Source organism: Halorubrum sp., from assembly GCF_046498025.1.
Classification (GTDB): Archaea; Halobacteriota; Halobacteria; order Halobacteriales; family Haloferacaceae; genus Halorubrum.
On record NZ_JAWOBM010000043.1, the window covers coordinates 82066 to 106474 of the forward strand.

Below are 24409 nucleotides of genomic sequence, written 5' to 3' on the forward strand. Positions count from 1 at the left end.
GGGAATCGCGACTGCCCCTTTGAATCCCACCCACCCGCGCAGCGACCGCACCTCACGCCTCCCCAGCCTCGTCGGTCGCTCTCTGCGTCGCTCCGAGCGACCGACTCCCTCGCGCTCGGAGTCGCGCCGCGGGGCGGCGCTCACCGGAGCGCGCCACCGCACCGCGTGGACACTTATAAATCGTCGTCGCCGTGGTCGCGCTCCGCTCCCGTCACACCTCGAAGTAGCGGTCCCGGTGCTTGCGACAGCCGGGGTTGAAGTCGGCGCCGCAGCGCGGGCAGGCGTCGTCACCGGGCGAAGCCCGGTTGCCCGAGGGACTGTGTCCCTCGCTGCCAGCGGCGCGTCGCGCCTCGCTGTCGCCGTCGAGGTACTCGCGAGCGGACAGGGTCGCCCCGCAGACGCCGCAGAGCACCGCCGGCTCGCCGAACCGGTCGCGGGGCCACGGCTCGGCCTCGTGGTCGGCCGCGGCGTCGTGGCAGGCGTCGCAGGGGTAGTACGTCTCACAGCACCCGAAGCGGAGCGCGATAACGTCGACGGCGTCGTCCCAGTGCGCGCAGCGCGTCTCGGAGTCGACGGCGACCCCGCGCAGGGGGACCGCGAACCGACCGTCGGTCGCGGGCGCGGTCGTGGTCCGGCGGTCAGTAGGACTCGTAGCCATCGGTGTCGAGCCAGTTGTGTACGACCGAGACGGTGTGGTCGGCGTGGAGCAGCTCGGGACCGACGCGCACCCGGCGATCCGCGCGCGCCGCGAGCAGTTCCTCCTCCTCGTCCGTGAAATCGCGGTGGTCCGAGAGCACGAACACGGGGTCCGTCGGGGGCGCGGCGTCGACGAGGGGCTCGCCGTCCTCGTGGAGCTGGACGAGCGTCGGATCGGCGGCCGCACCCGTCCCGCCGGCGTCGAGCAGCCGACCGAGGGTCGCGTCGAGCCCCATCCGGCGGAGCTCGACCCCCGGCGAGACGTCCGCGGGCATGTGGCCGATGGCGTCGGCCGTCGCGTCGAGCGCGTCGCGCACCCGGGCGGCGACGTTGCGCTCGTCCGGGTGGAGGTGGCGGAGGCTGTCCGCGTCGAAGGTGACGGTGAGCTCGTCGGCGACGACGAGGTTGACCCGCACGGCCTCGCGGATCCCGTGCGAGAGGAAGACGCCGGTCGCGACGCACCGACAGAGCAGGTCGAGCCGCCCCGTGCCGGGGAGGTCCGACAGCGAGATCTCGTCCGGATCGGTGGGCGCGTCGTGACCGATGACGACGAACTGGCGCATACGCCCGAGTTGACCCCGATCCTGATAAGGCACGCGACCGGTGAGAGGCGTATGAGCGTCACTGGACTCTGTCAGGTGTGCGAGGCCGCGACCGCCCGACACACCTGCCCGCGGTGCGGGAACGCCGTCTGCGACGACCACTGGAACGACGCCGCGGGCGCCTGCACGATCTGCGTGCAGGGACACCAGCAGTAGACCGGGCCCGAGACCGACCGGCCGTCGACGAACCGCCTACCGGTGCCGGTTCAGCCGCTTTGTGAGTCGCTTCGCGGCGTCGCCCGCGGCGCCGACGTACGTCGCCTCGTCGCCCGGGCGGCTCGACTCCTCACCGGCGAAGATGATCCCCCGAGAGGAGTTGACGAGCCCGACGTCGACGGCGGCGCCTGGGCGGCTCGCGAGCCCGTGCTCGACGGCGGCCTCCGCGTCGCCGCCCTGCGCGCCCACGCCGGGGACGAGGAAAGGGATCTCCGGGACGATCTCGCGGACCTCCGCCAGTTCCTCGGGCGCGGTCGCGCCGACCACCAACCCGACGTTGTCGTTGGCGTTCCAGACGTCCGCGAGCGCCGCGACGCGCTCGTAGAGGGGCTCGCCGGAGGCGAGTTCGAGGTCCTGGAGGTCGCTCCCGCCCGGGTTCGAGGTGCGACAGAGGACGAACACGCCCTTCTCCGCGCGGTCGAGGAACGGCTGGAGGGAGTCGCGGCCGAGGTACGGATTCACGGTGATCGCGTCGGCGTCGTCGAGCGCGGCGGCGTACCGCCGGGTCGTGTTGCCGATATCGGCGCGCTTGGCGTCGAGGAGGACGGGGACGTCTCTGCCGTGCGCGTAGGCGATCGTCTCCCGGAGCGCGCGCCAGCCATCGGCGTCCTCGTAGAAGGCGGCGTTCGGCTTGTAGCAGGCGGCGTGCTCGTGCGTCGCGTCAATGATCCGGCGGTTGAACGCCCACCGGGGCAGGTCGGCGTCGACGACGAACTCGGGGAGCCGGCTCGGGTCGGGGTCGAGCCCGACCGAGACGACGCTGTCCGTCGACTCGATCCGGGCCGCCAGCGTCTCGAAGAAGCTCATGCCCGCCACTGCGACCGGGGACGCGCTAAACGTTGCGTTCCGCTCGGGGACCCGTCCGTCGGTCCCGCGTTATTCGGTCGGGCCGACCGCACGTCCGTGCCCGGCGTACACCGTGATCGTCTCGAACAGGTACCGCTCTTCCGTCAGCCGCTCCGAGTTGTCCGCGAGCGCCCGCCGCGCGGCCGCCGTCCGCGCGTCAAGCTGGGCGAGCGGGTCGCCTCCCTTCGCGTCGAACAGCCGCCCGTTCAGGCGGGTGAACGCGGAGAGGGCGGCGTTCGCGGGCCGACTCCCTCGCGGCGCGAACGCCGCGACGACGACGCCGTCGGCCAGCGCGCACCACTCGCTCACGGCGGCGTACGGGTCGGGAAACAGCGACGTGACGAACGTCGCGAGGACGGCGTCCGCCGAGCGGACCGGCGGGTCGGTGGCGTCGCCGCGCACGAACTCGACGTTCTCCCACCCGCGCCGCTCGGCCAGCCGTCGCGCCCGGTCGAGCATCGCGCCGGTGATGTCGACGCCGACGACGCGCCCCGTCGGGCCCACGGCCGCCCGGAGCGACGGGACGTTGACGCCCGGCCCGCAGCCGAACTCGACGACGGTGTCGCCCGGGTCGAGGTCGAGCGCCCGGACGCAGCCCGCCCGCACCCCGCCGACGGACGCGGTCGCCCGCGCGAACCAGTCGTAGACCCGCGCCCACGCCGCGTAGCCGCGCTGGATCCGGTGTGCCAGCGGCTCGTCGTCGGTCGCCGTGGTCGGTGTGTCGCCCGAGCGCGTCGCGTTCGCCCCCGCTCGCAGCCGTGGCCGTCGTCGATCGCGGGTCACGAGCGGGCGCGAACCGCCGCGGGAGCGGTCTTCGGCCACCACAGCTCCGGGCCGTCGCGCGCGACGGTGGAATAACACCGGTCGCTCCCGTCGCAGTCCCGCGGCCGCTGGTAGTCGATCCCCCGCTCCGCGAGGTAGGTCACGTACCCGTCGTCGACGCGGTCGAGCTTCTCGTGACACACCCACTTCTCGCCGTACCTCCGCGCGCCCACGCCACGGTACGGACAGGTGAACGTCGTCCGCTCGGCGCCGGCCTCGCGTTCGGTCTCGTCGATGCTGACGCCGACGGACCGGTACGCCAGTCGGAGCCGCCGAACGACCCGCGCGGGCGACGACGCGCCGAGGAAGAGCCCGTGCGCGAGGACGTAGCCGAAGCCGTGGAGCAGTCCTTCGAGGCGGGTCAGGTCGTCGGGGTCGTCGTCGAGCATCGATCGCAGCGTCGCGTACCAGCCGGCGACCTCGGCCACCTCGTCGGCCGCCTCGTCCGCCGCCGCCAGCGCTCGCCGGTTCCCCGGGAGCGGCGCCGCGCCGTCGGAGAGCCGGAACGACGGCACCGCCTCGACGTGTTCGAGCACGTCCTCGCGGAGGACGTCGCCCGCGGCGTACGCCGCCGTCAGCTCCGCGAGTTCGGGGTACCAGTCGCGTCTCATCCTGCCGTACGTCCCGTCGAGGAGGTCGTCGACGCCGTCTGCCGCGTCGCCGTCTGTCGCGTCGCCGTCGGCCGTGTCGCCGTCTGCCGCGGGGAACGCGTCGACGACCCGCCGCAGTTCGGCGGGGTCAGGTCCTGCCATGGTGTCACGTGACAGCCGACGGCCTTGAATCCGCAGGTCGGAGCGGCGGCTCGCTCTTCCACGGAGACCGGAGCTACCGCAGCCCGATCCGCTCTTTGAGCCGCCGCACGCCCCGGCTCGCTTTTCGGCCGAGCGAGGTCGCCGCGAAGGCGCCCCTGACGAACCACCCTGTCGGGAGCCGGTCGGGGAAGCCGAGCGGACCGACGCGGGAGACCCCGACCGTCCGCGACTCGGTGTACCGCCGGATCCCCTCCGGGCCGTGGCGGCGGCCGAGTCCGGAGTCGCCGAACCCGCCCATCGGCGCGTCGGCCGCGCCCCACGTCGCGAGGAAACCGTCGTTGACGTTGACGGTGCCGCAGTCGATCTCGCGGGCGACCGCCGCGCCGCGCTCGCGGTCGGCGGTCCACACGCTCGCGTTGAGGCCGTACAGCGAGTCGTTGGCGGCGGCGACCGCGGCGGCCGCGTCCGGGACCGGCGTCACGACGACCACCGGTCCGAACGTCTCTTCGCAGGCGACCGTCGCGTCCGGCTCGACGTCGGTCAGGACGGTCGGCTCGTAGCAGTACGGCGCCACGTCCGGCCTGTGGCGCCCGCCGGTCTCCACGGTCGCGCCCGCCTCCCGGGCCTCGTCGACGTGGTCCTGAACCCGGTCGAGTTGGTCGGCGTTGATCAGGGAGCCGAGGTCGTCGTCGTAGTCGTAGCCGGTGCCGAGGGTGAGCGCCCCCGTCTCGCGCACGAACGCGTCGAGGAACGGGTCGTAGGCCGACTCCTCGACGTAGAGTCGCTCGGCGGCCAGACAGAGCTGCCCCGCGTTCGAGAAGCAGGCGTCCACCGCGCCGCGCGCCGCCTCGTCGACGTCGACGTCGCCGAGCACGACGAGGGGGTTGTTGCCGCCGAGCTCCAGCGAGCAGTCGATCAGGTTCCGGCCGGCGCGCTCGGCGACGGTCCGCCCCGTCTCGGTGCCCCCGGTGAACGCCACGTAGTCGACCGCGTCGATCAGCGCGGGTCCGACCGTCGCCCCCTCGCCGGTGACGACCTGGAAGACGTCGTCGGGGAGGCCGGCGACCTCCAACAGCTCAGAGAGCGCGAGGGCGCCGTACGGCGTCTTCTCGTCGGGCTTGCAGACGACCGCGTTGCCAGCGACGAGCGCCGGGAGCGCGTCGGCCATCGAGAGCACCAGCGGATAGTTCCACGGCGAGATGACGCCGACGACGCCCACCGGGTCGGAGGTGACCGTCGCGGTCGCGAGCCCGGGGAAGACCCCGCGACGGCGCTCCTCGGCGAGCGCGCCGGGCGCCTCGTTCGCGAGGTAGGTACACCCGGTCGGCACGTCCAGCAGCTCTTCGACCGCGGTGCGCCGGGACTTCCCGGTCTCCAGCTGGAGCAGGTCCAGGAGCCGCTCGCGGTGCCGGAGCACGAGGTCGCCGAAGCGGTCGATGACGGCCGCGCGCTCGGTTGCGGGGGTCTCGGCCCACTCCGCCTGCGCCGCCCGCGCGCGGTCGACCGCGGCGTTCACGTCGTCGCCGTCGCAGGCGGGCACGGAACCGATCCGCTCGGCCGTCGCCGGCGCGATCACGTCGAGGGCGTCGCTCTCGTCGGGCGCGTCCGCCGAACCGGCCGGCTCTGTCGCGTCCGCGCGGCGGACGCGCTCGGCGAGGTCGTCGAGTCGTCGAGTCGAGAGATGCGGGGCTTCCGCGAGGGCGGCGGGTGGCTCCGTCAGAGCCGGTGGATCCATCGGGGACATCAGTCGTTCGAACGAGGGTCGGGAGCGGGAAAGCGGTGCCGGTGGGGCGGACGACGATCGTACGAGCCGTGCGCCGTCGGCCGGTTCGTCACGGTCGCGTCACTCCGTCGGTTCGGTCGCCACCTCCGGCGGACCCGACGTCCCATTGCCTTCGGAGAGCATGTCGATCACTTCGAGCAGCAGCGACACGACGAGGGGGCCGACGATGAGTCCGATCGCGCCGAGGGTGAGGATACCGCCGACGAACCCGACGAAGTACAGTCCCGGAGAGATCCGTCCGGTCCAGTCGGCGAGCTGCGTCCGGATCACCGCGTCGGGGACGAAGGAGACGACGACGAGGCCGAGGGCCAGCACTGCGATCGCCCGCGCCGTCTCCCCGGCGAGGAGGTCTCCCGCGCCCAGCGCGACAACGAGCACGCTCGGGCCGACGACGGGGATGAACTGGAGGACGCCAGCGATGACGGCCAGCAGGACCGGAGAGCCGTATCCGAGGGCCCAAAACACCGCGAACGCGAGCACGAACGTCGCCGACGCCGTCGCCGCCTGCAGGACATAGATCGAGTACAACGTCTCTCGCGTCCGCTCGTGGAGCCGCGTCGGGATGTCGTGATACTCTGACGGGACCACGCTGAAGACGGCGGTTTCGACCCCTCCTGGTCGGTAGAGGATACCGTACACGAGAAACGTGAACACGACGAGTTCGAGCGCGAGCCGCGGCGCCGCGGCCGCGACGGCGAGCGCGACCTGCCGGACCCACACCTCGGCGGCCGCCACGTACGGCACCGTCTCGATGACCAGCTCGAACTCGCCGACGCTGATCGGGACGACGTCGGGGATCTGCCCGAGGATCTCGATCAGCTCCGCCCGTCGCCGATACAGCACATAGAGCAGCGGAACCACGAGAAGCACGGCGGCGACGAAGGCGACGACGGTCGTGACGACGCACGCGATCCGAGTGGACACTCCCCGTCCGACGAGTCGCTGGCGAACCGGGTACAGGACGTATGCGACGGTGACAGCGAAGACGACGGTCCGCAACACCTCCGCCAACACGACCGCCGTGAGCGCGGCCACCGCGACGAGCAGCGTACCCAGCAGTCGCCCCCGGTTGAGAATCATGGTTTGGAGTCCCATCCGCCGGCAAAAGTCGTTGCGATGGTGGTGTCCGCGGTGTCTCGGCGTCGGTTCCCACCCTGCTTCAGGGGGGTCTCCTCTTCCGAGACGGTCATGAGCGACCGCAGCACCTAACCTCGCGCCACTCTCACGTCCGGTATGCGCATCGACCCGTTCGGCCTCGAACGCTGGTTCGCGGAGTACGAGCACGAGGCCGACATCATGTTGGCCGAGAGCGGGATCCGCTCGCTGGACGCGAGCCGGTTCGACCTGGACCCCGGCCGGCTGGACTACGTCATCCCGACCAACGGCGACCCCGGGTTCCGCGCGTCGGTCGGCGACCGCTACGGCCGGAGCGCCGACGAGGTGCTGTTCACCTGCGGCACGCAGGAGGCGAACTTCCTCGCGTTCCTCTCCTTGCTCGGCGACGAGCGGGGGCTCGGCGGTGCCCCCGGCGACGGCGGGGCGAGCGGCGACGGCGGGGCGAGCGGCGACGCGGTCGGGTCCGGCACCCACGCGGTCGTGGTGACACCGACCTATCAGGCGCTCCACGCGGTCCCCGAGGCGTTCGGCGAGGTGACCCGCGTCGAACTGGAGCCGCCGGAATGGGAGCTCGACGCCGACGCGGTCGCCGAGGCGGCCCGCGACGACACCGCCGTGATCGTCGTGAACAACCCGAACAACCCCACCGGTCGGTACCACGACGAGGCGGCGATGCGGGCGGTCTACGACGTCGCCGTCGACCGCGACGCGTACCTCCTCTGTGACGAGGTGTACCGGCTGCTCGCCGCGGAGCCGCAGCCCCCGGTCGCGAGCTTCGGGCGGCACGGCGTCTCGACGACGAGCCTCACGAAGGCGTACGGGCTCGCGGGGCTCCGGTTCGGCTGGATCGCCGGCCCGGAAGCGATCGTCGAGCGGGCGTGGCAGTGGAAGGATTACACCACGATCTCCCCGTCGCTGCTCGGCCAGCACGTCGCGAAGCAGGCGCTCGGGCGGCGCGAACCGCGGATCTTAGCGGAGAACCGCGAGCTGGCGGCGACGAACCACGCGATGGTCGCCGACTGGATCGACCGCCACGGCCTCGACTGGTACGACCCCGTCGGCGTCAACGGGTTCGTGACGGTGCCCGACGGCTTCGACGACGCCGAGGCGTTCTGCCGAACCGTGGTGGAGACGGAGAGCGTCGTGCTCGCGCCCGGCGGGCTGTTCGGCTTCCCGGACCGGTTCCGGATCGGCTTCGGGCTCCCGACCGAGGATCTCAAGCAGGGACTCGACCGCGTGAGCCGCGTGATCGAGGGAGCCGACGCGGACGGAGGTGCCTGAGATGGGGTTCCTCGGTGACCTCAAAGAGGAGGTCGTCGGCTTCGTCCGCGACCCGACCGACGAGCAGAAGGCGCTGTTATTCGCCGTCGTCGTCATGCTGATCGCGGACCGCGCCCTCTGGTGGATCGACTTCCCGTTCGTCGTGCGGACGACCGCCGCCGTCGGGATCGGGTTCATCGGTCTCTTCCTCGCCAGCTACCTCCTCACCGGACAGTTCGTCCCCCCGGACGGAAACGCGGACGACGAGGACGAACCCCAAGAGTACGTCGACGAGCTGGACCCGTAGTTCGGCGAGCCCGATCGCCGGCCTCGGCGCCCGCGTCTCCGACGGGACGACCGCGAGCCCGAACGCCGGCCTCGGCGCCGTTCCAAACCGTTTATACCCGCGCCGGAAAAAGTAGCGGGCATGCCGCGAGAGCAGAAGCAGGTTCGCGAACTCCAGGAGGGCAGCTACGTGATGATGGACAGTTCGCCCTGCAAAATCAATCACTACAGCACTGCGAAGCCGGGGAAACACGGAAGCGCGAAGGCGCGCGTCGAGGGCAAGGGCGTCTTCGACGAGAAGAAGCGATCGCTCTCCCAGCCCGTCGACGCGAAGGTCTGGGTCCCGATCATCGAGCGGAAGCAGGGCCAGGTCGTCTCCGTCTCCGGAAACGACGCGCAGGTCATGGACCTCGACACCTACGAGACGTTCACGATGCGCATCCCCGAGGGCGAGGACTTCTCCTCGGACGACACCATCGAGTACCTCGAGTACGAGGGCCAGCGCAAGGTCGTCGGGTAGTCGAGCATGTTCCCCGGAGCGACGACCGACCGCGAGGCTGCTTCCTACGTGGTCGTCGGCGCTCCCCTCGACGCCACGACCACGTTTCAGCCGGGTACCCGGTTCGGACCGGACCGGATCCGGCGATTCGCCGAGACGTACGACGACTACGACCGTAGAACGGACAGCGACTTCTCCGCGCTCGGCGTCCACGACGCCGGCGACGTCAACTCGTGGGACGACGTCGAGGCGTACCTCGACCACCTCGCGGCCGAGCTGCGGAGCGTCGCCATCGACGACGCCGTCCCCCTGGCCCTCGGCGGCGAGCACACAGTTACCTACGCGGGCGTGAAGGCGGTCGAACCCGACGTGCTCGTGGTCTGTGACGCCCACCTCGACCTGCGCGACGCCTACGGCGGCAACCCGTGGAGCCACGCGTGCGTCACGCGCCGCTGTCTCGACGACCTCGGCGTCGACCGGGCCGTGATCGTCGGGGCGCGCACCGGCTCCGAGGAGGAGTGGGACCGCGCCGCCGACGCCGACGTCGAGGTCGTACCGCCGGAAGAGGCGCGCGCGTGGCTCGACGAGACCACCGGAGGGGACGGCGACGGCCCCTTCGCGGGCGACTCGGTGTACTGCTCCGTCGACGTCGACGGGCTCGACCCCGGCTTCGCGGCGGGCACGGGGACGATGGAGCCGTTCGGGCTCGCCCCGCGCGAGGCGCGCGACCTCGTGCGAGCGGTCGCGCCCCGCGCCGACGGCTTCGACGTCGTCGAGGTGAACGACCGCGACGACGGGCAGGCCGCGGCGGTAGCGGGCAAGCTCCTCCGGGAGTTCGTGCGGACCCACGCGGCGGCGCGGGCCGACTGACCTGGGAGGCGACGCGGGGAAGCCGGGAGATCGATTCCGGGGGACCGACCGCTTACGATAGCTCGGAGAGCCGCCGCCGGGCCGCGGTGACGGCCGCCATCGCGTCGATCCACTCACGCGGGTCCGTACACCAGATCCGGTCGCCCTCGACGCTGACGCAGAACACCGAGTCGCCGGAGGGGCGAAGGGTCACCCCGTCGACGTCGGGTCGGTCGCCGAGGTAGGAGTCGATCAGGCGTCGGGCTGTCTCCGCTTCCGGCTGGAGGCGGCTGCCGGCCGCGTACTCGATGGCTATCTCTGCCATAGTCGACCGTACGAACTACATGATTAATAACTACTGTCTTCTGGCAGCGCTTGCGGTTACATCGGACCCGCTTCGCCCTCGGTTCGGAACGAATAGTCGAGCGCGGGCGCGCCGTGAGTGAGCGACCCGAGCGAGACGACGTCGACGCCGGTCGCCGCGTACGTCTCGACCTCGTCGATTCCGATTCCCCCGCTCGCCTCAGTGAGAACGTCCTCGGGAGTGCGTCGGACCGCCCGCCGCGTCGTCTCCGGATCCATGTTGTCGAGGAGCACGATGTCGGCTCCCGCATCGGCGGCACGCGCCGCCGTCTCGGGGGACTCGGCCTCGACCTCCACCTTCGTCGCGAACGAGGCGCGCGCGCGGAGTCGCTCGACCGCGGATTCGAGCCCCAGTTCGGCGACGTGATTGTCTTTCACCATCACCATGTGCGAGAGACCGAGCCGATGGGTGTCGCCGCCGCCGGCCGCAACGGCGCGCTTTTCCACGCCGCGGAGCCCGGGCGTGGTCTTCCGCGTCGCCGCGACGGTCGGGGGGTCGCTCGCCGTCGCCGCTCGGCGGACCGCCTCGCGCGTCAGCGTCGCGACGCCCGAAGCGTGCCCGGCGACGTTGACCGCGACGCGCTCCGCGCGCAGGACCGACCGCGCCCGACCGGTCGCCCGGAGGACCGTCTCGCCCGGTTCCACCGAGTCGCCCGCCGCGACGAGGGCCTCGGCGTCCGCGTCGAGGGCGTCGAACACCCGAGTCGCCGCCTCGATTCCGGCCGCGACCCCCGACTCCGAGGCGACCAAGCGACCGGTCGTCTCCCCGGGCACGTCGTTCGTCACGTCGTGGTGACCGACGTCCTCGCGGAGCCACGACTCGATCGTCGCCTCGGTCAGCACTCGTCCCCACCCCCCCGTGGGCCGTGGACGCCGGCGCGGTCCGGTCGGCCGCCGTCCGGTCTCGAGGCCGCTCCTCGGCCGCCGTCCGCGTCGACGAGGCGGTGGCAGCCGGCCGACGGGGCCTCGGCGGCGTCGCGCGCGACGAGGAGCCCGCAGACGACCGCGTTCCGGAGTTCGGCCAACTCGCGGCTCCGACGCGTCCGGGCGTACGCGTCCACCTCGCCCTTCAGTCGACGCAGCGAGGCCGCCGCGCTCCGGATCCCCTCCCGGGTCCGCTCCACGCCGAGGCGCTCGTCCATCGTGCGGCGAAGCCGGTCGAACTTCGCCGCCTCGAAGTTCGCCGGCAGCTCCGGATCGTCGGTCGGGAGGTCGGGGACCGACGGCGAGACCGCCGGTCGCTCGGCCTCCGTCGCGGCCGTTTCGCCGGCGCGAAGCCCCCAGACGAGCCCTTCCAGCAGGCCCGTGGAGGCGAGCCGGTTGGCGCCGTGGACGCCGGTGCGAGAGCACTCGCCGACGGCGAAGAGACCGTCGACCGAGGCGCGGCCGCGCTCGTCCACCGCCACGCCGCCACAGAGGAAGTGCTGCGCGGGCGCGACGGGGATCCCGTCGGCGGGATCGATGCCCCGGTCAGCGCACGTCGCCGCCAGGTCGGGGAACCGCTCCGCGAACCCGATCCCCGCGACGTCGAGGGTGACGCCGTCGGTCTCGCGTCGCTCGTCGGCGACGGCTCGGGCGACGACGTCGCGCGGCGCGAGCTCGGCGTCCCGATGTACCGCCGGCATGAATCGCTGGCCGTCGCCGTTCCGGAGGACCCCGCCGGCGCCTCTGACGGCCTCGCTCACGAGGAACGGGTCGGCGTCGGCCTCGACCCCGGTCGCGCCCGGATCGTCGCCGCCGGGGAACGCCGTGGGGTGGAACTGGACGTACGCCGCGTCGGCGACCGTCGCGCCCGCGAGCGCCGCCATGGCGATCCCGTCGCCGGTCGCTCCGTCCGGGTTCGTCGACGTCCCATAACAGGCGCCGATCCCGCCGGTGGCGAGGACCGTCGCGCCGGCCGCGACGGTTCCCGTCTCCCCGCCGCGTTCGAGCAGCGCCCCCTCGACGCTCCCCCCGTCGCCGAGCAGGTCGAGGACCGCCGTGTCCTGCAGCACGCGCACCGCGTCGAGCCCGTCGAGGTGATCGAGGAACGGCGGGAGGACGTGCTCCCCGGTCGACGCGTCGACGTGGACGATCCGGTCGGCGGAGTGACCGCCCTCGCGACAGCGGGCGAGCCCGTCGAGCCGCCCGTCGGCGGTGTCCGCGTCGTCACTCGCCCGACCCGCGGAGCGATCGAACGGCACGCCGAGGGTGTCGACGAGCACGTCGGCGACGGCGTCGCGGCTCTCGCGCACCAGGATCTCGACCGCTTCCGGGTCCGCCTCGCCGGCCGCGGCGGCGAGGACGTCGCGGCGGAACGACGCCGGGTCCTCGGTGGTCACGGCGATCCCGCCCTGTGCCCAGTAGCTGCTCGCGTCGGCCGGGCGGCTCGCCTTCGTCGCCACGGTCACGTCGGCGCCGGCCCTGGCCGCGGCCAGCGCGGTCGCACACCCGGCGATACCGGCCCCGATCACGAGGACCTCGGTCCGTGCGCCGTCCGGCGGCGCGGTCGTCGTCCCGCTCATAGCTCCAGCATGCGGTCGAGCGCCGTCGCGGCCGACTCCCGCTCGGCCGGCGCGACCTCGATCACGTTCCGGTCCCGACCCGCGACGAGCTCTTCGAGGATCCAGAGCAGGTAGTTCGGGTCGATCTGGCGCATCGCGTTGCAGTCCATACAGGCGTCGCCGCACAGCGGGACGACCTCGACCTCGGGATGCCACCGGTTGAGGTGCTTCGCGAGGTGGACCTCCGTCCCGATGGCGACCGTCTCGCCCGGCTCCGCGGACGCGACCGTCTCGCGGATGGTCGCCGTCGACCCCACGGTGTCGGCGGCCGCGACGACGTCGTGTCGACACTCGGGGTGAACGACGACCTCCGCGTCGGGGTGCGACTCGCGCACCTCCGCGACGTGCTCCGGTCGGAACCGCTCGTGGACCTGGCAGTACCCCTCCCAGAGGATCACGTCGCTGTCGGCGACCGCGTCGGCGTCTTGACCCGCCGGGTCCCACGGGTCCCACACGGTGGTCGCGTCGTCGATCCCGAGGTCGACGGCGGTGTTGTACCCGAGGTGTTTGTCGGGGAGGAAAAGCACCGCGTCGCCTCGGTCGAGGGCCCACTCGAAGGCGTCCGCGGCGTTCGAGGACGTGCAGACGAGTCCGCCGTGATCGGCGCAGAACGCCTTCAGATCGGCGTACGAGTTCATGTACGTCACCGGAACGATCTCCGTTGCGCCCGCGGCCGCCGTCAGCTCCGCCCACGCCGCGTCGACCTGGAGCGCCTCGGCCATCCCGGCCATCGGGCAGGACGCTTCCATCGACGGCAGGTGGACGGTCTGGCTCTCGTCGGTGAGGATGTCGGCCGATTCGGCCATGAACGTCACGCCGCCGAAGACGACGTGGCTCGCGTCCGTCTCGGCCGCCCGCGTCGAGAGCTGGTACGAGTCGCCGACGAAGTCCGCGTTCTCGACGATCTCCCTCCGCTGGTAGTTGTGGCCGAGGACGACGACGTCGTCGCCGAGCGCGTCGCGCGCGGCGTCGAGTCTGGGGCGCCGCTCGTCCGGACCGAGCTCCCGGTACTCCGCCGGGAGTCGCTCGAGTCCGTCGTATTTGAAAAGGCTGAGCTCCGTATCGATGTCGGTCGATTCGAGCGTTGGCATTCGAGTGACAGCTCCGGAAGGTATCCGTTTCAAGGGCGCGTATTGTATAAATTTTTTCTTCAATTATACAGTACCCAGTGAGAATTTCTTATGAGCCGTTTTGTGAGAGTACTCGACTTCGAACACCCCGGCCACCGCTCGGAGCGGGACCGACGTGTGAGAGAGGACCGACGCCTGACGCGTGCTCGCACCTTCGCAGAACGTTCGAATCCGGGCCGCGATGGGACCGCTCTCGGCCGCGCCGTCGCCCGGCCGTCGTTTCCGCTCGATCAGCGCCCGTCGTACACGACGTCGCCGTCGACGACCGTCATCGCGACGTCGACGTCACGGATCTCGGCCGACCGCTCCCACGGCGAGGCGTCGAGGGCGACGAGGTCGGCGCGGTTGCCGACCGCGACCGTCCCGAGCCGGTCCTCGTCGAAGCCCGCGTACGCCGCCCCGCGAGTGTACGCGCGCAGCGCCTCGGTCACCGTCAGCCGCTGCGCCTCCGCGGGGGCGTTGACCGCGTGGTGGACGCCGAGCAGGGGGTCCATCGGCATGCCGTCGGAACCGAACGCGAGGCGAACGCCCGCGTCGAGCATGTCGCGGTAGCGGTTCGTGGCGGCGGTTCGCTCCGACCCGAGCCGGGCCTCGTAGAGCCCGTCCGAACCCGCCCACTTGAGGAAGTTCGGCTGGACGCTGGCGACGACGCCCGTCTCGGCGAGCCGGTCGATCGCCGCGTCGTCCGCGAGTTCCACGTGCTCGATCCGGTGACGCGCCTCGCCGGGGTCGGCGCGTGACGCGCCCTCGTAGGCGTCGAGGACCGCGTCGACCGCCTCGTCGCCGATGGCGTGGGCGGTGAACTGGTAGCCGGCCTCGGTCGCCGCGGTCACCGTCTCCGCCAGCTCGTCGGGGTCGACGACCCACTGACCCGTCTCCTCCGGGTCGTCCGCGTACGGCTCGGCGAGCCGCGCGGTCCGCCCGCCGAAGCTCCCGTCGGTGTAGGATTTGATCGCGCCGGTCTCCACCATGTCGCTCCCGTGGTTCGTCGTGAGGCCGACCTCGCGGAGCGCGTCGAGGTGGTCGCTCCAGTAGTTGATCCGGACCCGCGCGGTCAGCTCGCCGGCCGCGTCGAGCTCGCGGTAGGCCCGCGGCGCGTGGGAGTTGCGCACCATGTCGTGGAACCCGGTGATCCCCTTCGCGGCGCAGTCGGCCAGCGCGGCCTCGACGATCTCGCGGGTCTCGGCCGGTCCGGACTCGAACGCCTCGTAGATCGGGTCGATCGCGCTCTCCAGCAGGACGCCGGTCGGCTCGCCGTTCCCGTCGGTCGGGACCGTCTCGTCGGGCGCCGCGTCGAGCGCGGCCGCGAACCGGTCGAGGACGACCCCGTTCACCGCGGCGACGTGCATGTCCTCGCGGAACGCGGCGACGGGCCGGTCGGCGGAGACCCGATCGAGGTCCGACCGCGTCAGGTAGCGGTCCTCGTCCCACGTCGATTCGTCGTAGCCGTACCCGAGGACCGGGTCGTCGGGGTCCGCCGGGCCGTCCGATTCGGCGGCGTCGCGTTCCAGTTCCGTCGCCCGTTCCGCCAGTAGGTCGACCGCCTCGTCCGGCGAGTCGGCCGTCGAGAGGTCCGCGTGCACGAGGTAGCGTCCGACCGTCGTCAGGTGAGTGTGCGCGTCGACGAAGCCGGGCAGGAGGACGCGCCCGTCGAGGTCAACGACGTCGGTGTCCACCCCCTCGAGGAACTCGACGTCGCGGGTGCTGCCGAGCCGGACGATCTCCCCGTTCCGGACCGCGACCGCCTCGTGCGTCTCGTCGGGCGCCGCCAGCGTGTGGATCTCCCCGTTCACGAACAGCCGGTCCGCGGCTTCTGTCATGGACGGTCCGGCGCGTGGAAGCGTGTTAACGGTTCGGGAAACGGCGACCGATTTATTCGCTGACCGCGCGAATTCTCTCCCATGTACGACCGTATCCTGCTCCCCACGGACGGCAGCAAGGGCGTCGACCGGGCGATCGATCACGCCGTCGACGCCGCGGACCGGTACGACGCGACCCTCCACGTGCTGTACGTCGTCGACAGCGACATCGTCAACGCGTACTCCGGCGACGAGTTCGTCGACGGGTCGGAGGGCGCCGGAGAGACACTCGAAGAGCGCGGCCGCGAGGCGCTCGACGCGGTGGCGGCCCACGCCGAGGACGCCGGCGTCGACGTCGTCACCGACCTGGTGTACGGCGTCCCCCACGAGGAGATCCTGAGGTACATCGACAGAGCGGACATCGACCTGACGGTGATGGGCTCGAAGACGCGCTCCGGCGACTACCGCCGGATGCTCGGCTCCGTGACCGAGCGCGTCTCCCGGCGGTCCACCGCGCCGGTCAGTATCGTGAAGACCACCGTCTCGGAGTGAGCGACGGGACGGCGAGACGCCCTCAGACCGTGCCGAGCGACCGGACGAACGGAACGCCCACGGCGTCGGTCACGCCGGCGAACGGGAGGACGGCGAGCACGAGGACCGCCGAGGCCCACGCGACGAGGCCGATTATCGCCGCCTGCACCCACGAAGCGCCGTAGCGCCGTCGGATCAGCCACACCCACGCGATGAGCGGCGTGAAGTCGCCGATCAGGGGGATCCACGAGAGGAACAGCGCCGCCAGCGCCCAGACGATGGCGCCGAACAGCGCCGTGAACACGGCGTGGCCGTAGTTTTTCGTCCCGGTGACGACCGCTGCGGCGATGAAAATCGCCAGCCCGCCGACGAGCAGTCCGACGAGGAAGGTGACGGCGGAACCGATGAGCGTCATATTAGTTCTCTCTCGTCCAGTCACTTGGGCGCATCGGGAAAACCGCGCAACCGGGGCCGTTCTGCGCGTCGAGGCCGCTCCGCACGTCGAGGCCGCTCCGCGCGTTGAGGCCGCTCCGCGCGACCCGGCCCGCTACAGTCGCTCGTGGACGTCGCCCGCGACCGCCCGCAGCGCCTCTTCGGCGACGGCGACTCGGTCGGCGAGGCTGCAGAACCCGTGGGCCATCGCGGGGTAGTGACGGTGTTCGACCGGCGTCCCCTCGTCCCCGAACCGCTCCGCGAGCGCGGCGCCGTCGTCCCTGAGCGGGTCGAACCCGGCGGTGACCACGGTCGCGGGCGGGAGCCCGCCGAGGTCGTCCGCGCGGAGCGGCACCGCGAACGGGTTGTACGCGTCCACCGGGCTCCGGAGGTACCGGTCGAAGAACCACCGCATGTCCGCCCGGGTGAGCAGCGGGCCGTCCGCGTTCTCGCGGTACGCGTCCGTCTCGAAGTCGTCGCCGGCGATCGGGTAGAGCAGAAACTGCCCGGCGACCTCGACGGGCGGGTCGCCGAACTCGCGTCGGTGGAGACACGCCGCGAGCGCGAGCGTCGCCCCGGCGCTGGTGCCGGAGACGCCCAGCCGGTCCGGGTCGCCGCCGAACGCCGCCGCGGTGTCGGCGACCCACGAGACGGCCGCGGCCGCCTCGTCGACCGCGACGGGGAAGGGGTGCTCGGGCGCGAGCCGGTAGTCGACGGAGACGACGACCGCGTCGGCGCGAGCCGCCAGCTCGCGGCACGGCCCGTCGATGGAGTCGAGCGTGCCGAGCGTCCAGCCGCCGCCGTGGAAGTGGACGAGCGTGCGGGCGCCGGCGTCGTCGCTTGCGTCCTCGGCCCCCTCGGTGTCGCCCCCGCCACCGGCCGCGTCGACCGCCGCCTCCGGTCGGTACACCCGCACCGGCACCTCGCCGTGGGGGCCGTCGAACGCGAGGTCCCGGACGTCGACGACGGCGGGCTCGGCGTCGCCGGCGAACACCTCGTCCTCGACGCGTCTCGCGGCGTCGACCGAGAGCGCGTGCCACTCGGGGAGTCCCAACGCCTCGATCTCCTCGACGACGGCGGCGAGTTCGGGGTCGAGTTCGTCCGCGCGCATGCCGACGAGAGGCGGTGCCCCTTTGTAAGTCGGTCGGCAAGGTCCGGCGATGAACGTCCGGCTGACCTACGAGGACGGCACGATCCGGGTCGACGCCGGGGAGGCGACGGGCGACGCGGACGCGTCGGCCGACGGCGACGCCCCGGAGCCGCTCCCGCCGCTCCCGGGCGTGGAGGTCGACCCGCGCTCGGGCACCGGCCGGGCGCCCGCCTACCGCTACGCCGCGATCCGGCGGGCGCTGGAGATCGCCGGCGCGAGCGTCGAGGACCGCGTGTTGGACGCGAGCGACCGCGCCGCGCGCGAGGCCGGCCTGCCGGACGCGCTCGCGACCGACTACGACCTGCGGGCGTACCAGCGCGAGGCGCTCGAGGCGTGGCGCGACGCGGGCGACCGCGGCGTGCTCGAGCTCCCCACCGGCGCCGGCAAGACCGTGATCGCGATCCGCGCGATGGTCGAGCTCGGCGTCCCGACGCTCGTCGTCGTCCCCACGGTGGACCTGCTCGACCAGTGGCAGCGGGAGTTAGCGCGGGAGTTCGACGTCCCGATCGGTCGGTTCGGCGGGGGCGAGCAGCGCCGCGAGGCGATCACGGTGTCGACGTACGACTCGGCGTACCTGAAGGCCGACGGCGTCGGCGACGCCTTCGAGCTCGTCGTCTTCGACGAGGTCCACCACCTCGGCGGCGAGGGGTACCGCGACGTCGCGCGGCTGCTCGCGGCGCCCGCGCGGCTCGGGTTGACGGCGACGTTCGAGCGCCCCGACGGCGCCCACGAGACGGTCGCGGAGCTGATCGGCGACCGCGCCTACGCGCTCGACGTCGACGACCTCGCGGGCGACCACCTCGCGCCCTACGACATCCGGCGGATCGAGGTCGAGCTGACGCCCGCGGAGCGCGAGCGCTACGAGGAGGAACAGGGCACCTTCGTCGAGTACGTCCGCGAGGCGGGGATCACGTTCACCAGCGGGAGCGACTATCGGGAACTGGTGAAGCGCTCTGGGAACGACCCGGCCGCCCGAGAGGCCCTCCTCGCGAAGCAGGCGGCCCGCGAGATCATGATGAACGCGCGCCGGAAGGTCGACCGGTTGGAGTCCATCCTCGACCGCCACCGCGGGGACCGCGTGATCGTCTTCACCGCGCACACCGACCTCGTCTACCGGCTCTCGGAGCGGTTCCTCCTGCCCGCGATCACGGCCGAGACGGGGGTGAAAGAGCGCCGGGAGATCTTGGAGCGCTTCCGCGAGGGGACCTACGGCCGCGTGGTCGCCGCGAACGTCCTCGACGAGGGGGTCGACGTGCCGGACGCGAACGTGGCGGTCGTGCTCTCCGGATCGGGCAGCGAGCGGGAGTTCACCCAGCGGCTCGGTCGGGTGCTCCGTCCGAAGGCGGACGGCGGGCGCGCGGTCCTCTACGAGGTCGTCAGCGCGGAGACCGCGGAGGAACGGGTGGCGAGTCGGCGGCGGTAGGCAGGGAGGCTACGCTCCCTCCCGGCGCCGGCGGAGCTCCCGGATCCCCCACAGCACGTACAGCGCGCCGACGAGCCGGAGGACGCCGTCGAACCCGACCTTCCATTCGACCGCGTCCGGGTCGTCGTAGACGAACCGCGCTGCCATCTCGCGGTACAGTCGCGGGAACGCGAGCAGCAGGGAACCGAAGGCACCGGCGACGTACAGCATCCACGCGTAGACGCGACCGCCGGTCAGAGCGATCGCGACGACGAGCGCGCCTTCGGCTCGAAGCGTCGGGAGGAGCCCCGGCCGTGGTTCGACCTCGTCCGGGTTCGCGACCGCGAGCCGTTGGAAGACGTCGACGATCCGGTCAGGGAGCAGCGCCGCGAGTCCGCCGGCGACGCCGATAATCGCTCGGATCATGGGCGGAGATACGCGCCGGGCGCACGTAGTCGCATCCCCGATTCCACCGCGGTGAGAAGCGTCGCGTCAGTCGTCGTCCATGTCGAGCGAGCGCTTCTCGCCGAGCTCCTCCTCCAGGCTCCCGCGCTCCCAGCTCCGGACGGCGTCGCCCTCGACCTCGGCGCGGAGCTTCTCTTCGAGGAGGTTCACGGCGACGCTGTTGGCGCCCTCCGGGATGATCACGTCGGCGTGTTTCTTCGAGGGCTCGATGAACTGCTCGTGCATCGGCTTCACCGTCGAGAGGTACTGGTCGATGACGCCCTCCAGGTCCCGGCCGCGCTCGATGACGTCCCGGCGGATCCGGCGCAGGATACGGACGTCGGCGTCGGTCTCGACGAACAGCCGGAGGTCCATCATCTCGTTTATTTCCTCGTCGTACAGCGCGAGGATCCCCTCGAGCACGATCACGTCGGTGGGCTCGACCGGGACGCGCTCCGCCTTCCGGTTGTGGATCTCGAAGTCGTACTGGGGCATCCGGACGGACTGCCCCTCCAAGAGCGCTTCCAGATGCTCGCGGAGCAGCTCCCACTCGAACGCCGAGGGGTGGTCGTAGTTGACCGACTGTCGCTCCTCGAAGTCCAGGTGCGAGAGGTCCTCGTAGTAGTTGTCCAGCGGGATGCGGGTGACGCTGTCGCCGAGGTCACGGGTGACGAGCCGGGAGACGGTCGTCTTCCCCGCGCCGGTCCCCCCCGCGATCCCGATCACGAACGAGGGAATGGTCATGTGCCCGCTCGAACGCCGGAGGGTTTGAACCCTCCTCTTCGTCCCGCGTCGGCGTCGCGGGCGCGCGGTCGTCGCCGCGAAATCGGCCGTTTCGGCACCGATCGGCTGTCTACGTTCGGAGCCGGTATAACGATACCGGGGGCAGCTTTTAGCCGATCGCCCCGGATCCACGACTCATGCGAACAGACACCACGGTTCGTGACGTGATGCATCGCGAGTTCCTCGGCGTGAGCGAGTCGGACCGGCTGGCGGACGCGGCGGACCTACTGGTGGACGAGGGCACAGGCTGTCTCGTGGTCGTCCGGGGCGGTGAGCCGGTCGGCCGGCTGGACTGTCAGAGCGCGCTCGGCGCGCTGCTCGACGCGGACGGCTGGACCCCGGGCGACACCGACGGGCCCACTGTCGGCTCGGTGATGTCCCCGCCGCTCCCGACGGTGACGCCTGAGGACTCGCTCGCGGCCGTCGAGGAGCGGCTCGTCGCCGAGGGAGTCGACCGCGTCGTGGCGGTCGAGGGCGGCGAGGCGGTCGGCGTCGTCACCGCCGGCGACGCGCTCGCCGCGGGAGCGCCGCGGACGGGCGACGGGGCCCGCGAGGCGCTCGACGACGAGTCGCTCCGCGGAACGCGGCGCAGAGAAGAGGAGATGGTCGGGTCGGACGGCGGCGTCAGCCCCGCGAGCGAGGTCGCCACGACGGACGCCTCCGGATCGCCGACGCAAGGGGTCTGCGAGAGCTGCGGGTCGCTCGTCCCCGACCTGGTGAGCGACAACGGCCAGGCCGTCTGCCCCGACTGTCGCGAAGTGTGATCTGGGCGGGGTCCGTGTCGACCGCGCTTGGCGGCTCCCGCTCTCGTCTCGTCTCATCGCTGCCCCGTCGGTAGCCTCATGCCGTGCGGCACCGAACGGGGGACCGACATGTCCGACGGCGAGCCGCCGACGGTCGCGCCCGCGACGGTCGACGACATCGACGACGTCGCCGACCTGTGGGTCGCGCTCGCGGCGGGCCAGCGCCGCCACGGCTCGACGCTGCTCGCGGAGCCGAACCGCGCCGCGGTGCGCGAGTGGGTCGCGCGCTCGGTCGTCACCGGGGAAGTGTTCGTCGCCCGCGGCGCCGACGGGGATCCGGTCGGGTTCGTCAGTTACTCGCTCGACCGCGAGGGGTACGAGCGGGAGCGCGTCCGCGGAACGGTGAGCAACCTGTTCGTCGTTCCGGAACGCCGCGGCGAGGGAATCGGGACCGACCTGCTCGAGGCCGCCGAGCGCGCCCTCGCGGCGGCCGGCGCCGAGACCGTCGCGCTGGAGGCCCTCGCCGACAACGACCGGGCTCGCGCCTTCTATGACGACCGGGGGTACGACCTCCACCGCGTGGAGCTGACGAAGCCGCTGTCGGGGCCGGGAGGTGACGGGAACACCGATTCCGGGGAGACCGGCGACGAGGAGACCGCGACCGAGACCGAGTGACCTCGCGGCTTCCCCGCGGGCGTCAGCCTCGCCGAAAGCGACACGCACTCATACGAGGCCCGAGTACGCCAGCCTGCGCCAGGGGAGCATGGGTGGTTCATGCACTCGACTTGTAATCGAGACTTCCGGGGTTCAAATCCCTGCCCTGGCTTCGCACCTCCTCCCGAACCCGCGTCGGGGCTCGGGATCCGCTTATATAGACCCGAGACGCATCCGCGGTATGGATCGGACCGACACCGCGCTGCTTGGCGTCGCCGGGGTCGTCGCCGCCCTCGTCCTCGCTATTGTCTTCGCCGCCGGGACCCTGTTCGGCCTCGACGAGTCGGTGACCCGACCGCTCAGACTGCTCGCCGTCGAGCCGTTCGCGTGGATCGTCGTCGCGGCGCTGATCGTCGCGGTCGTCGGCCACGCGTACATCGACTGACGCAGAGAATCCCTGGTCGCGGGAGGCTCCCGTCGGTCGCGCGACGCCTCACCGCACGACCGTCACGGTGACCGGCGAGTGCTGGAACACCGACTTCGCCACGTTGCCGACGAGGAGCCGATCGGCGAGCGACCCGCTGTGCGTTCCGATCACGACCGCGTCGAAGTCCTCGGCGCGCTCCACGATGCGGCTCGCCGGCGACCCCACCTCGGACTCGACGTTGACGGTGACCCCGTGTTCCGTCGCGATCCTCCCCGCTCGCTCGAACACGTCTTCGGAGAGCTCCCGGACCCGCTCCTCGCTGTCATCCGCGAGCGCGATCCCCGTCGCAGCTCCCATCATGCCGGAGGGCTCTCCGACGACGTGTAACACGGTGATGTCGGCGTCGCGGTGCACGTCGAGCGCGTAGCGCAGCGCCCGCTCGGCGAGGTCCGAGTCGTCCATCGGCACGAGTACACGCTCTACCATGGTCGTCGTACACACGCCATTGGGATAAACGCTCGCGCGTTCCGACGGCGCGGCCAGCGGCCGATACCCGCCCTATCGGTCGGTATCGACCTCCCGGATCGTCCGGACCAGCGCGTCGAGCGCGGCCTCGACCGCGCCGCGTTTCACCGCGGTGCGGTCGCCGTCGAGGACGACGCGTTCGCTCCGGACGAACGACGCCTCGCTCCCCCACGGCGCGGCGTAGGCGACGCCGACGTACACGAGGCCGACGGGCTTCTCCGCCGTTCCGCCGTCCGGCCCGGCGATCCCCGTGGTCGCGACCGCCCACGTCGTGTTCGCGTGATCGCGCGCGCCGGCGGCCATCTCCTCCGCGACCGTCGCGCTCACCGCTCCCTCCGCGTCGAGCGACTCGCGGGAGACCCCGAGCACCTCGCGCTTCGCGTCGTACGCGTAGGTGACGAACCCCCGATCGAAGTAGGCGCTCGCGCCGGGCACGTCCGTCACGCTCGATCCGACCAGGCCGCCGGTCAGGGACTCGGCGACCGCGAGGGTCTCGTCGCGGTCGGTCAGCAGGTCGCCGAGGGCCTCCGCGGTTGGCTCCGTGTCGTCCATGGCCGCAGTGCGACCGCCACGCCCGTGGGGTTTACGCCCGACCGGTCGCAACCGCCGCCATGACCGACTGGGACGAGCGGTTCGCGGCCGGCGAGTACCCGCGGGAGCCGGAGCCGTCGCCCGTGCTGCACTCGTACGTGTCCGCGATCCCCGACGGGCGTGCGCTCGACGTCGCCGCCGGCACCGGCCGGAACGCGGTGTTCCTGGCCGAGGCCGGCTACGCCGTCGACGCCCTCGACGCCTCTCGCGAGGGGCTGCGGATCATCGGCGACCGCGCCGCGGAGCACGGGATCGGCGACCGGATCGAACCGATCTGCGGCGACGTCGCGACCTACGGCTTCCCGAGCGAGACGTACGAGCTGGTGACGATGAGCTTCTTCCACACGCTCGATCGCTTCGCCGACCTCGCCGAGGCGCTCGTCCCCGGCGGCTACCTGTTCGTCGAGGGTCACCTCCGGTCCGCGTCGCCGACCCCCTCGGGTCCGAGCGACGACCGGTATCGGTTCGCCGCCAACGAGCTCCTGCGGGCGGGGCTCCGCCTGACCGTGCTGTACTACGACGAGACGACCGAGGAGCGTCCGGACGACCGGCGCCGCGCGACGGCCCGCCTGCTCGCCAGGCGGTCGACCGGCGGGCGGCAGTCGTATCCCCCGCGACCGTCGGAGGGTCCCGCCTGTGAGTGACGACGGGCCGGGGGCCTCGCTCCGCGCGTTCGTCGAGACGGCGGTCGACGGCGACTCCGAAGGACCGCGGGAATCCTTCACCGTCCTCGAGCGCGGCGACGACCCGGGGCCCGCCGCGCGGCTCTCCGCGCTCGTCGAACGGCTCGACGGCGGCGACTCCGTCGTCGGCGTAGTTCCGCGGGCCGATCCGTCGCTCGCCCGGCGAGTCGCCGGCGGCCTCGACGCGGAGACGCGGCTGGTGTTCACCGGGAGCGCGGGCGACCGACTCGACGGGCCTGCGGGCGCCGCCGTGCGGTCGGCGCTCGCCGCGCAGGGAATCGAGCCGTACCGTCACGAGGGGGACTCGCCGGTCGGCGTGCTCCTCGTCGGCGAGCGCGCCGTCGTCGGGCTGTTCGACGAGCGGGGGCTCGCCGCGGTGCTGTGGTCGGACGCGGGGCCGGTCCGGGAGTGGGCGGCCGCGACCTGCCGGCGGTTCCTCGCGGCCGCCGAGCCGGTGTGAGCGGTCGGTGTGACCCCCCGCCG

Annotated in this window: 30 protein-coding genes and 1 tRNA gene; 13 read left to right on the forward strand and 18 right to left on the reverse strand. The window is 72.1% G+C overall.

Annotated elements, in window-relative coordinates:
• Positions 1 to 211 precede the first annotated feature (211 nt).
• Together R6U01_RS09150 and trmY are read right to left on the reverse strand one after the other, a co-directional pair.
• Complete coding sequence (locus tag R6U01_RS09150) at positions 212 to 658, reverse strand: CHY zinc finger protein (protein ID WP_410286148.1); 447 nt, start codon at positions 656 to 658, stop codon at positions 212 to 214.
• Entirely contained in the window at positions 639 to 1259 is a 621-nt protein-coding gene (gene trmY, locus R6U01_RS09155; RefSeq protein ID WP_410286149.1) for a tRNA (pseudouridine(54)-N(1))-methyltransferase TrmY, read from the reverse strand. The genes R6U01_RS09150 and trmY overlap by 20 nt, the downstream gene beginning before the upstream one ends.
• A 51-nt stretch (positions 1260 to 1310) precedes the next feature.
• Here trmY and R6U01_RS09160 point away from each other — a divergent pair, with 51 nt between their 5' ends.
• Entirely contained in the window at positions 1311 to 1454 is a 144-nt protein-coding gene (locus R6U01_RS09160; RefSeq protein ID WP_410286150.1) for a hypothetical protein, read from the forward strand.
• Between the two features lie 36 nt (positions 1455 to 1490).
• Here the strand turns inward: R6U01_RS09160 and pyrF are convergent, their stop codons facing one another.
• The 5 genes from pyrF to R6U01_RS09185 all read right to left on the reverse strand — a co-directional run bounded on the left by pyrF (position 1491) and on the right by R6U01_RS09185 (position 6797).
• Positions 1491 to 2321, reverse strand: a complete 831-nt coding sequence (gene pyrF, locus R6U01_RS09165; RefSeq protein ID WP_410286151.1) for an orotidine-5'-phosphate decarboxylase — start codon at positions 2319 to 2321, stop codon at positions 1491 to 1493.
• Positions 2322 to 2390: 69 nt separating this feature from the next.
• The gene (locus R6U01_RS09170; RefSeq protein ID WP_410286152.1) at positions 2391 to 3182 is read right to left on the reverse strand and encodes a class I SAM-dependent methyltransferase; all 792 of its coding nucleotides are present in this window, start codon (positions 3180 to 3182) and stop codon (positions 2391 to 2393) included.
• Complete coding sequence (locus R6U01_RS09175; protein ID WP_410286153.1) at positions 3140 to 3934, reverse strand: hypothetical protein; 795 nt, start codon at positions 3932 to 3934, stop codon at positions 3140 to 3142. The genes R6U01_RS09170 and R6U01_RS09175 overlap by 43 nt, the downstream gene beginning before the upstream one ends.
• A 73-nt stretch (positions 3935 to 4007) precedes the next feature.
• Positions 4008 to 5669: a succinic semialdehyde dehydrogenase gene (locus R6U01_RS09180; protein WP_410286154.1), complete on the reverse strand. Its 1662-nt coding sequence runs from the start codon at positions 5667 to 5669 to the stop codon at positions 4008 to 4010.
• Positions 5670 to 5777: 108 nt separating this feature from the next.
• Positions 5778 to 6797: an AI-2E family transporter gene (locus tag R6U01_RS09185; RefSeq protein ID WP_410286155.1), complete on the reverse strand. Its 1020-nt coding sequence runs from the start codon at positions 6795 to 6797 to the stop codon at positions 5778 to 5780.
• 153 nt (positions 6798 to 6950) lie between these two features.
• On the opposite strand from R6U01_RS09185, the gene R6U01_RS09190 reads away from it, so the two are divergent.
• The 4 genes from R6U01_RS09190 to speB all read left to right on the forward strand — a co-directional run bounded on the left by R6U01_RS09190 (position 6951) and on the right by speB (position 9747).
• Complete coding sequence (locus R6U01_RS09190) at positions 6951 to 8114, forward strand: aminotransferase class I/II-fold pyridoxal phosphate-dependent enzyme (RefSeq protein ID WP_410286156.1); 1164 nt, start codon at positions 6951 to 6953, stop codon at positions 8112 to 8114.
• Between the two features lies 1 nt (position 8115).
• Complete coding sequence (locus tag R6U01_RS09195) at positions 8116 to 8400, forward strand: hypothetical protein (RefSeq protein WP_410286157.1); 285 nt, start codon at positions 8116 to 8118, stop codon at positions 8398 to 8400.
• A gap of 120 nt (positions 8401 to 8520) precedes the next feature.
• Complete coding sequence (locus tag R6U01_RS09200) at positions 8521 to 8898, forward strand: translation initiation factor IF-5A (RefSeq protein WP_410286158.1); 378 nt, start codon at positions 8521 to 8523, stop codon at positions 8896 to 8898.
• A gap of 6 nt (positions 8899 to 8904) precedes the next feature.
• Positions 8905 to 9747 carry an agmatinase gene (speB, locus tag R6U01_RS09205; RefSeq protein WP_410286159.1) on the forward strand — a complete coding sequence of 281 codons (843 nt, stop codon included), beginning with the start codon at positions 8905 to 8907 and terminating at the stop codon, positions 9745 to 9747.
• Between the two features lie 52 nt (positions 9748 to 9799).
• On the opposite strand, the gene R6U01_RS09210 is transcribed toward speB, so the two are convergent.
• From R6U01_RS09210 to R6U01_RS09230, 5 genes are all read right to left on the reverse strand, one after another.
• Complete coding sequence (locus R6U01_RS09210; RefSeq protein ID WP_410286160.1) at positions 9800 to 10051, reverse strand: hypothetical protein; 252 nt, start codon at positions 10049 to 10051, stop codon at positions 9800 to 9802.
• 56 nt (positions 10052 to 10107) lie between these two features.
• Entirely contained in the window at positions 10108 to 10932 is an 825-nt protein-coding gene (gene nadC / locus R6U01_RS09215; RefSeq protein ID WP_410286161.1) for a carboxylating nicotinate-nucleotide diphosphorylase, read from the reverse strand.
• Entirely contained in the window at positions 10926 to 12593 is a 1668-nt protein-coding gene (locus R6U01_RS09220) for an L-aspartate oxidase (RefSeq protein ID WP_410286162.1), read from the reverse strand. Before R6U01_RS09220 ends, nadC begins: the two co-directional genes overlap by 7 nt.
• The gene (gene nadA, locus R6U01_RS09225; RefSeq protein ID WP_410286163.1) at positions 12590 to 13723 is read right to left on the reverse strand and encodes a quinolinate synthase NadA; all 1134 of its coding nucleotides are present in this window, start codon (positions 13721 to 13723) and stop codon (positions 12590 to 12592) included. Before nadA ends, R6U01_RS09220 begins: the two co-directional genes overlap by 4 nt.
• A gap of 269 nt (positions 13724 to 13992) precedes the next feature.
• A complete protein-coding gene (locus tag R6U01_RS09230; RefSeq protein ID WP_410286164.1) occupies positions 13993 to 15582 on the reverse strand; it encodes an amidohydrolase in 1590 nt (529 codons plus the stop codon).
• Positions 15583 to 15663: 81 nt separating this feature from the next.
• Between R6U01_RS09230 and R6U01_RS09235 the strand changes: the two genes are divergently transcribed.
• Positions 15664 to 16113 carry a universal stress protein gene (locus R6U01_RS09235; RefSeq protein ID WP_410286165.1) on the forward strand — a complete coding sequence of 150 codons (450 nt, stop codon included), beginning with the start codon at positions 15664 to 15666 and terminating at the stop codon, positions 16111 to 16113.
• 22 nt (positions 16114 to 16135) lie between these two features.
• Here the strand turns inward: R6U01_RS09235 and R6U01_RS09240 are convergent, their stop codons facing one another.
• Both R6U01_RS09240 and R6U01_RS09245 read right to left on the reverse strand, forming a co-directional pair.
• A complete protein-coding gene (locus R6U01_RS09240) occupies positions 16136 to 16507 on the reverse strand; it encodes a hypothetical protein (protein WP_410286166.1) in 372 nt (123 codons plus the stop codon).
• A 132-nt stretch (positions 16508 to 16639) separates the two neighbouring features.
• Positions 16640 to 17635, reverse strand: coding sequence for an alpha/beta hydrolase (locus R6U01_RS09245; protein ID WP_410286167.1), 996 nt, complete (start codon positions 17633 to 17635; stop codon positions 16640 to 16642).
• A gap of 49 nt (positions 17636 to 17684) precedes the next feature.
• Here R6U01_RS09245 and R6U01_RS09250 point away from each other — a divergent pair, with 49 nt between their 5' ends.
• A complete protein-coding gene (locus R6U01_RS09250; RefSeq protein WP_410286168.1) occupies positions 17685 to 19097 on the forward strand; it encodes a DEAD/DEAH box helicase family protein in 1413 nt (470 codons plus the stop codon).
• Between the two features lie 9 nt (positions 19098 to 19106).
• Here the strand turns inward: R6U01_RS09250 and R6U01_RS09255 are convergent, their stop codons facing one another.
• Both R6U01_RS09255 and udk read right to left on the reverse strand, forming a co-directional pair.
• The gene (locus R6U01_RS09255; protein WP_410286169.1) at positions 19107 to 19502 is read right to left on the reverse strand and encodes a hypothetical protein; all 396 of its coding nucleotides are present in this window, start codon (positions 19500 to 19502) and stop codon (positions 19107 to 19109) included.
• Between the two features lie 66 nt (positions 19503 to 19568).
• On the reverse strand, positions 19569 to 20264 hold the full coding sequence (gene udk, locus R6U01_RS09260; protein WP_410286170.1) for a uridine kinase: 696 nt from the start codon (positions 20262 to 20264) through the stop codon (positions 19569 to 19571).
• Positions 20265 to 20440: 176 nt separating this feature from the next.
• Here udk and R6U01_RS09265 point away from each other — a divergent pair, with 176 nt between their 5' ends.
• The 4 genes from R6U01_RS09265 to R6U01_RS09280 all read left to right on the forward strand — a co-directional run bounded on the left by R6U01_RS09265 (position 20441) and on the right by R6U01_RS09280 (position 22145).
• Positions 20441 to 21067: a CBS domain-containing protein gene (locus R6U01_RS09265; RefSeq protein WP_410286171.1), complete on the forward strand. Its 627-nt coding sequence runs from the start codon at positions 20441 to 20443 to the stop codon at positions 21065 to 21067.
• Positions 21068 to 21175: 108 nt separating this feature from the next.
• Positions 21176 to 21721 (forward strand): N-acetyltransferase family protein, encoded by a 546-nt coding sequence (locus R6U01_RS09270; RefSeq protein WP_410286172.1) that lies wholly within the window; start codon positions 21176 to 21178, stop codon positions 21719 to 21721.
• Positions 21722 to 21798: 77 nt separating this feature from the next.
• A tRNA-Thr gene (locus R6U01_RS09275) sits at positions 21799 to 21872 on the forward strand.
• Between the two features lie 69 nt (positions 21873 to 21941).
• Entirely contained in the window at positions 21942 to 22145 is a 204-nt protein-coding gene (locus tag R6U01_RS09280) for a hypothetical protein (RefSeq protein WP_410286173.1), read from the forward strand.
• Positions 22146 to 22193: 48 nt separating this feature from the next.
• Here R6U01_RS09280 and R6U01_RS09285 read toward each other — a convergent pair whose 3' ends face one another.
• Together R6U01_RS09285 and R6U01_RS09290 are read right to left on the reverse strand one after the other, a co-directional pair.
• Positions 22194 to 22613, reverse strand: coding sequence for a universal stress protein (locus R6U01_RS09285; protein ID WP_410286174.1), 420 nt, complete (start codon positions 22611 to 22613; stop codon positions 22194 to 22196).
• Between the two features lie 72 nt (positions 22614 to 22685).
• Complete coding sequence (locus R6U01_RS09290) at positions 22686 to 23204, reverse strand: CinA family protein (RefSeq protein ID WP_410286175.1); 519 nt, start codon at positions 23202 to 23204, stop codon at positions 22686 to 22688.
• A 59-nt stretch (positions 23205 to 23263) separates the two neighbouring features.
• Between R6U01_RS09290 and R6U01_RS09295 the strand changes: the two genes are divergently transcribed.
• Both R6U01_RS09295 and R6U01_RS09300 read left to right on the forward strand, forming a co-directional pair.
• Positions 23264 to 23887, forward strand: a complete 624-nt coding sequence (locus R6U01_RS09295) for a class I SAM-dependent methyltransferase (protein ID WP_410286176.1) — start codon at positions 23264 to 23266, stop codon at positions 23885 to 23887.
• Entirely contained in the window at positions 23880 to 24386 is a 507-nt protein-coding gene (locus R6U01_RS09300; RefSeq protein WP_410286177.1) for a hypothetical protein, read from the forward strand. Before R6U01_RS09295 ends, R6U01_RS09300 begins: the two co-directional genes overlap by 8 nt.
• The last annotated feature ends 23 nt before the right edge of the window (positions 24387 to 24409 follow it).

Bases quoted from the DNA above. Each gene is read 5' to 3' on its own strand.
- R6U01_RS09150 (WP_410286148.1), bottom strand. From the start codon at position 658: ATGGCTACGAGTCCTACTGACCGCCGGACCACGACCGCGCCCGCGACC.
- trmY (WP_410286149.1), bottom strand. From the start codon at position 1,259: ATGCGCCAGTTCGTCGTCATCGGTCACGACGCGCCCACCGATCCGGAC.
- R6U01_RS09160 (WP_410286150.1), top strand. From the start codon at position 1,311: ATGAGCGTCACTGGACTCTGTCAGGTGTGCGAGGCCGCGACCGCCCGA.
- pyrF (WP_410286151.1), bottom strand. From the start codon at position 2,321: ATGAGCTTCTTCGAGACGCTGGCGGCCCGGATCGAGTCGACGGACAGC.
- R6U01_RS09175 (WP_410286153.1), bottom strand. From the start codon at position 3,934: ATGGCAGGACCTGACCCCGCCGAACTGCGGCGGGTCGTCGACGCGTTC.
- R6U01_RS09180 (WP_410286154.1), bottom strand. From the start codon at position 5,669: ATGGATCCACCGGCTCTGACGGAGCCACCCGCCGCCCTCGCGGAAGCC.
- R6U01_RS09185 (WP_410286155.1), bottom strand. From the start codon at position 6,797: ATGATTCTCAACCGGGGGCGACTGCTGGGTACGCTGCTCGTCGCGGTG.
- R6U01_RS09190 (WP_410286156.1), top strand. From the start codon at position 6,951: ATGCGCATCGACCCGTTCGGCCTCGAACGCTGGTTCGCGGAGTACGAG.
- R6U01_RS09195 (WP_410286157.1), top strand. From the start codon at position 8,116: ATGGGGTTCCTCGGTGACCTCAAAGAGGAGGTCGTCGGCTTCGTCCGC.
- R6U01_RS09200 (WP_410286158.1), top strand. From the start codon at position 8,521: ATGCCGCGAGAGCAGAAGCAGGTTCGCGAACTCCAGGAGGGCAGCTAC.
- speB (WP_410286159.1), top strand. From the start codon at position 8,905: ATGTTCCCCGGAGCGACGACCGACCGCGAGGCTGCTTCCTACGTGGTC.
- R6U01_RS09210 (WP_410286160.1), bottom strand. From the start codon at position 10,051: ATGGCAGAGATAGCCATCGAGTACGCGGCCGGCAGCCGCCTCCAGCCG.
- R6U01_RS09220 (WP_410286162.1), bottom strand. From the start codon at position 12,593: ATGAGCGGGACGACGACCGCGCCGCCGGACGGCGCACGGACCGAGGTC.
- nadA (WP_410286163.1), bottom strand. From the start codon at position 13,723: ATGCCAACGCTCGAATCGACCGACATCGATACGGAGCTCAGCCTTTTC.
- R6U01_RS09230 (WP_410286164.1), bottom strand. From the start codon at position 15,582: ATGACAGAAGCCGCGGACCGGCTGTTCGTGAACGGGGAGATCCACACG.
- R6U01_RS09235 (WP_410286165.1), top strand. From the start codon at position 15,664: ATGTACGACCGTATCCTGCTCCCCACGGACGGCAGCAAGGGCGTCGAC.
- R6U01_RS09240 (WP_410286166.1), bottom strand. From the start codon at position 16,507: ATGACGCTCATCGGTTCCGCCGTCACCTTCCTCGTCGGACTGCTCGTC.
- R6U01_RS09245 (WP_410286167.1), bottom strand. From the start codon at position 17,635: ATGCGCGCGGACGAACTCGACCCCGAACTCGCCGCCGTCGTCGAGGAG.
- R6U01_RS09250 (WP_410286168.1), top strand. From the start codon at position 17,685: ATGAACGTCCGGCTGACCTACGAGGACGGCACGATCCGGGTCGACGCC.
- R6U01_RS09255 (WP_410286169.1), bottom strand. From the start codon at position 19,502: ATGATCCGAGCGATTATCGGCGTCGCCGGCGGACTCGCGGCGCTGCTC.
- udk (WP_410286170.1), bottom strand. From the start codon at position 20,264: ATGACCATTCCCTCGTTCGTGATCGGGATCGCGGGGGGGACCGGCGCG.
- R6U01_RS09265 (WP_410286171.1), top strand. From the start codon at position 20,441: ATGCGAACAGACACCACGGTTCGTGACGTGATGCATCGCGAGTTCCTC.
- R6U01_RS09270 (WP_410286172.1), top strand. From the start codon at position 21,176: ATGTCCGACGGCGAGCCGCCGACGGTCGCGCCCGCGACGGTCGACGAC.
- R6U01_RS09280 (WP_410286173.1), top strand. From the start codon at position 21,942: ATGGATCGGACCGACACCGCGCTGCTTGGCGTCGCCGGGGTCGTCGCC.
- R6U01_RS09285 (WP_410286174.1), bottom strand. From the start codon at position 22,613: ATGGTAGAGCGTGTACTCGTGCCGATGGACGACTCGGACCTCGCCGAG.
- R6U01_RS09290 (WP_410286175.1), bottom strand. From the start codon at position 23,204: ATGGACGACACGGAGCCAACCGCGGAGGCCCTCGGCGACCTGCTGACC.
- R6U01_RS09295 (WP_410286176.1), top strand. From the start codon at position 23,264: ATGACCGACTGGGACGAGCGGTTCGCGGCCGGCGAGTACCCGCGGGAG.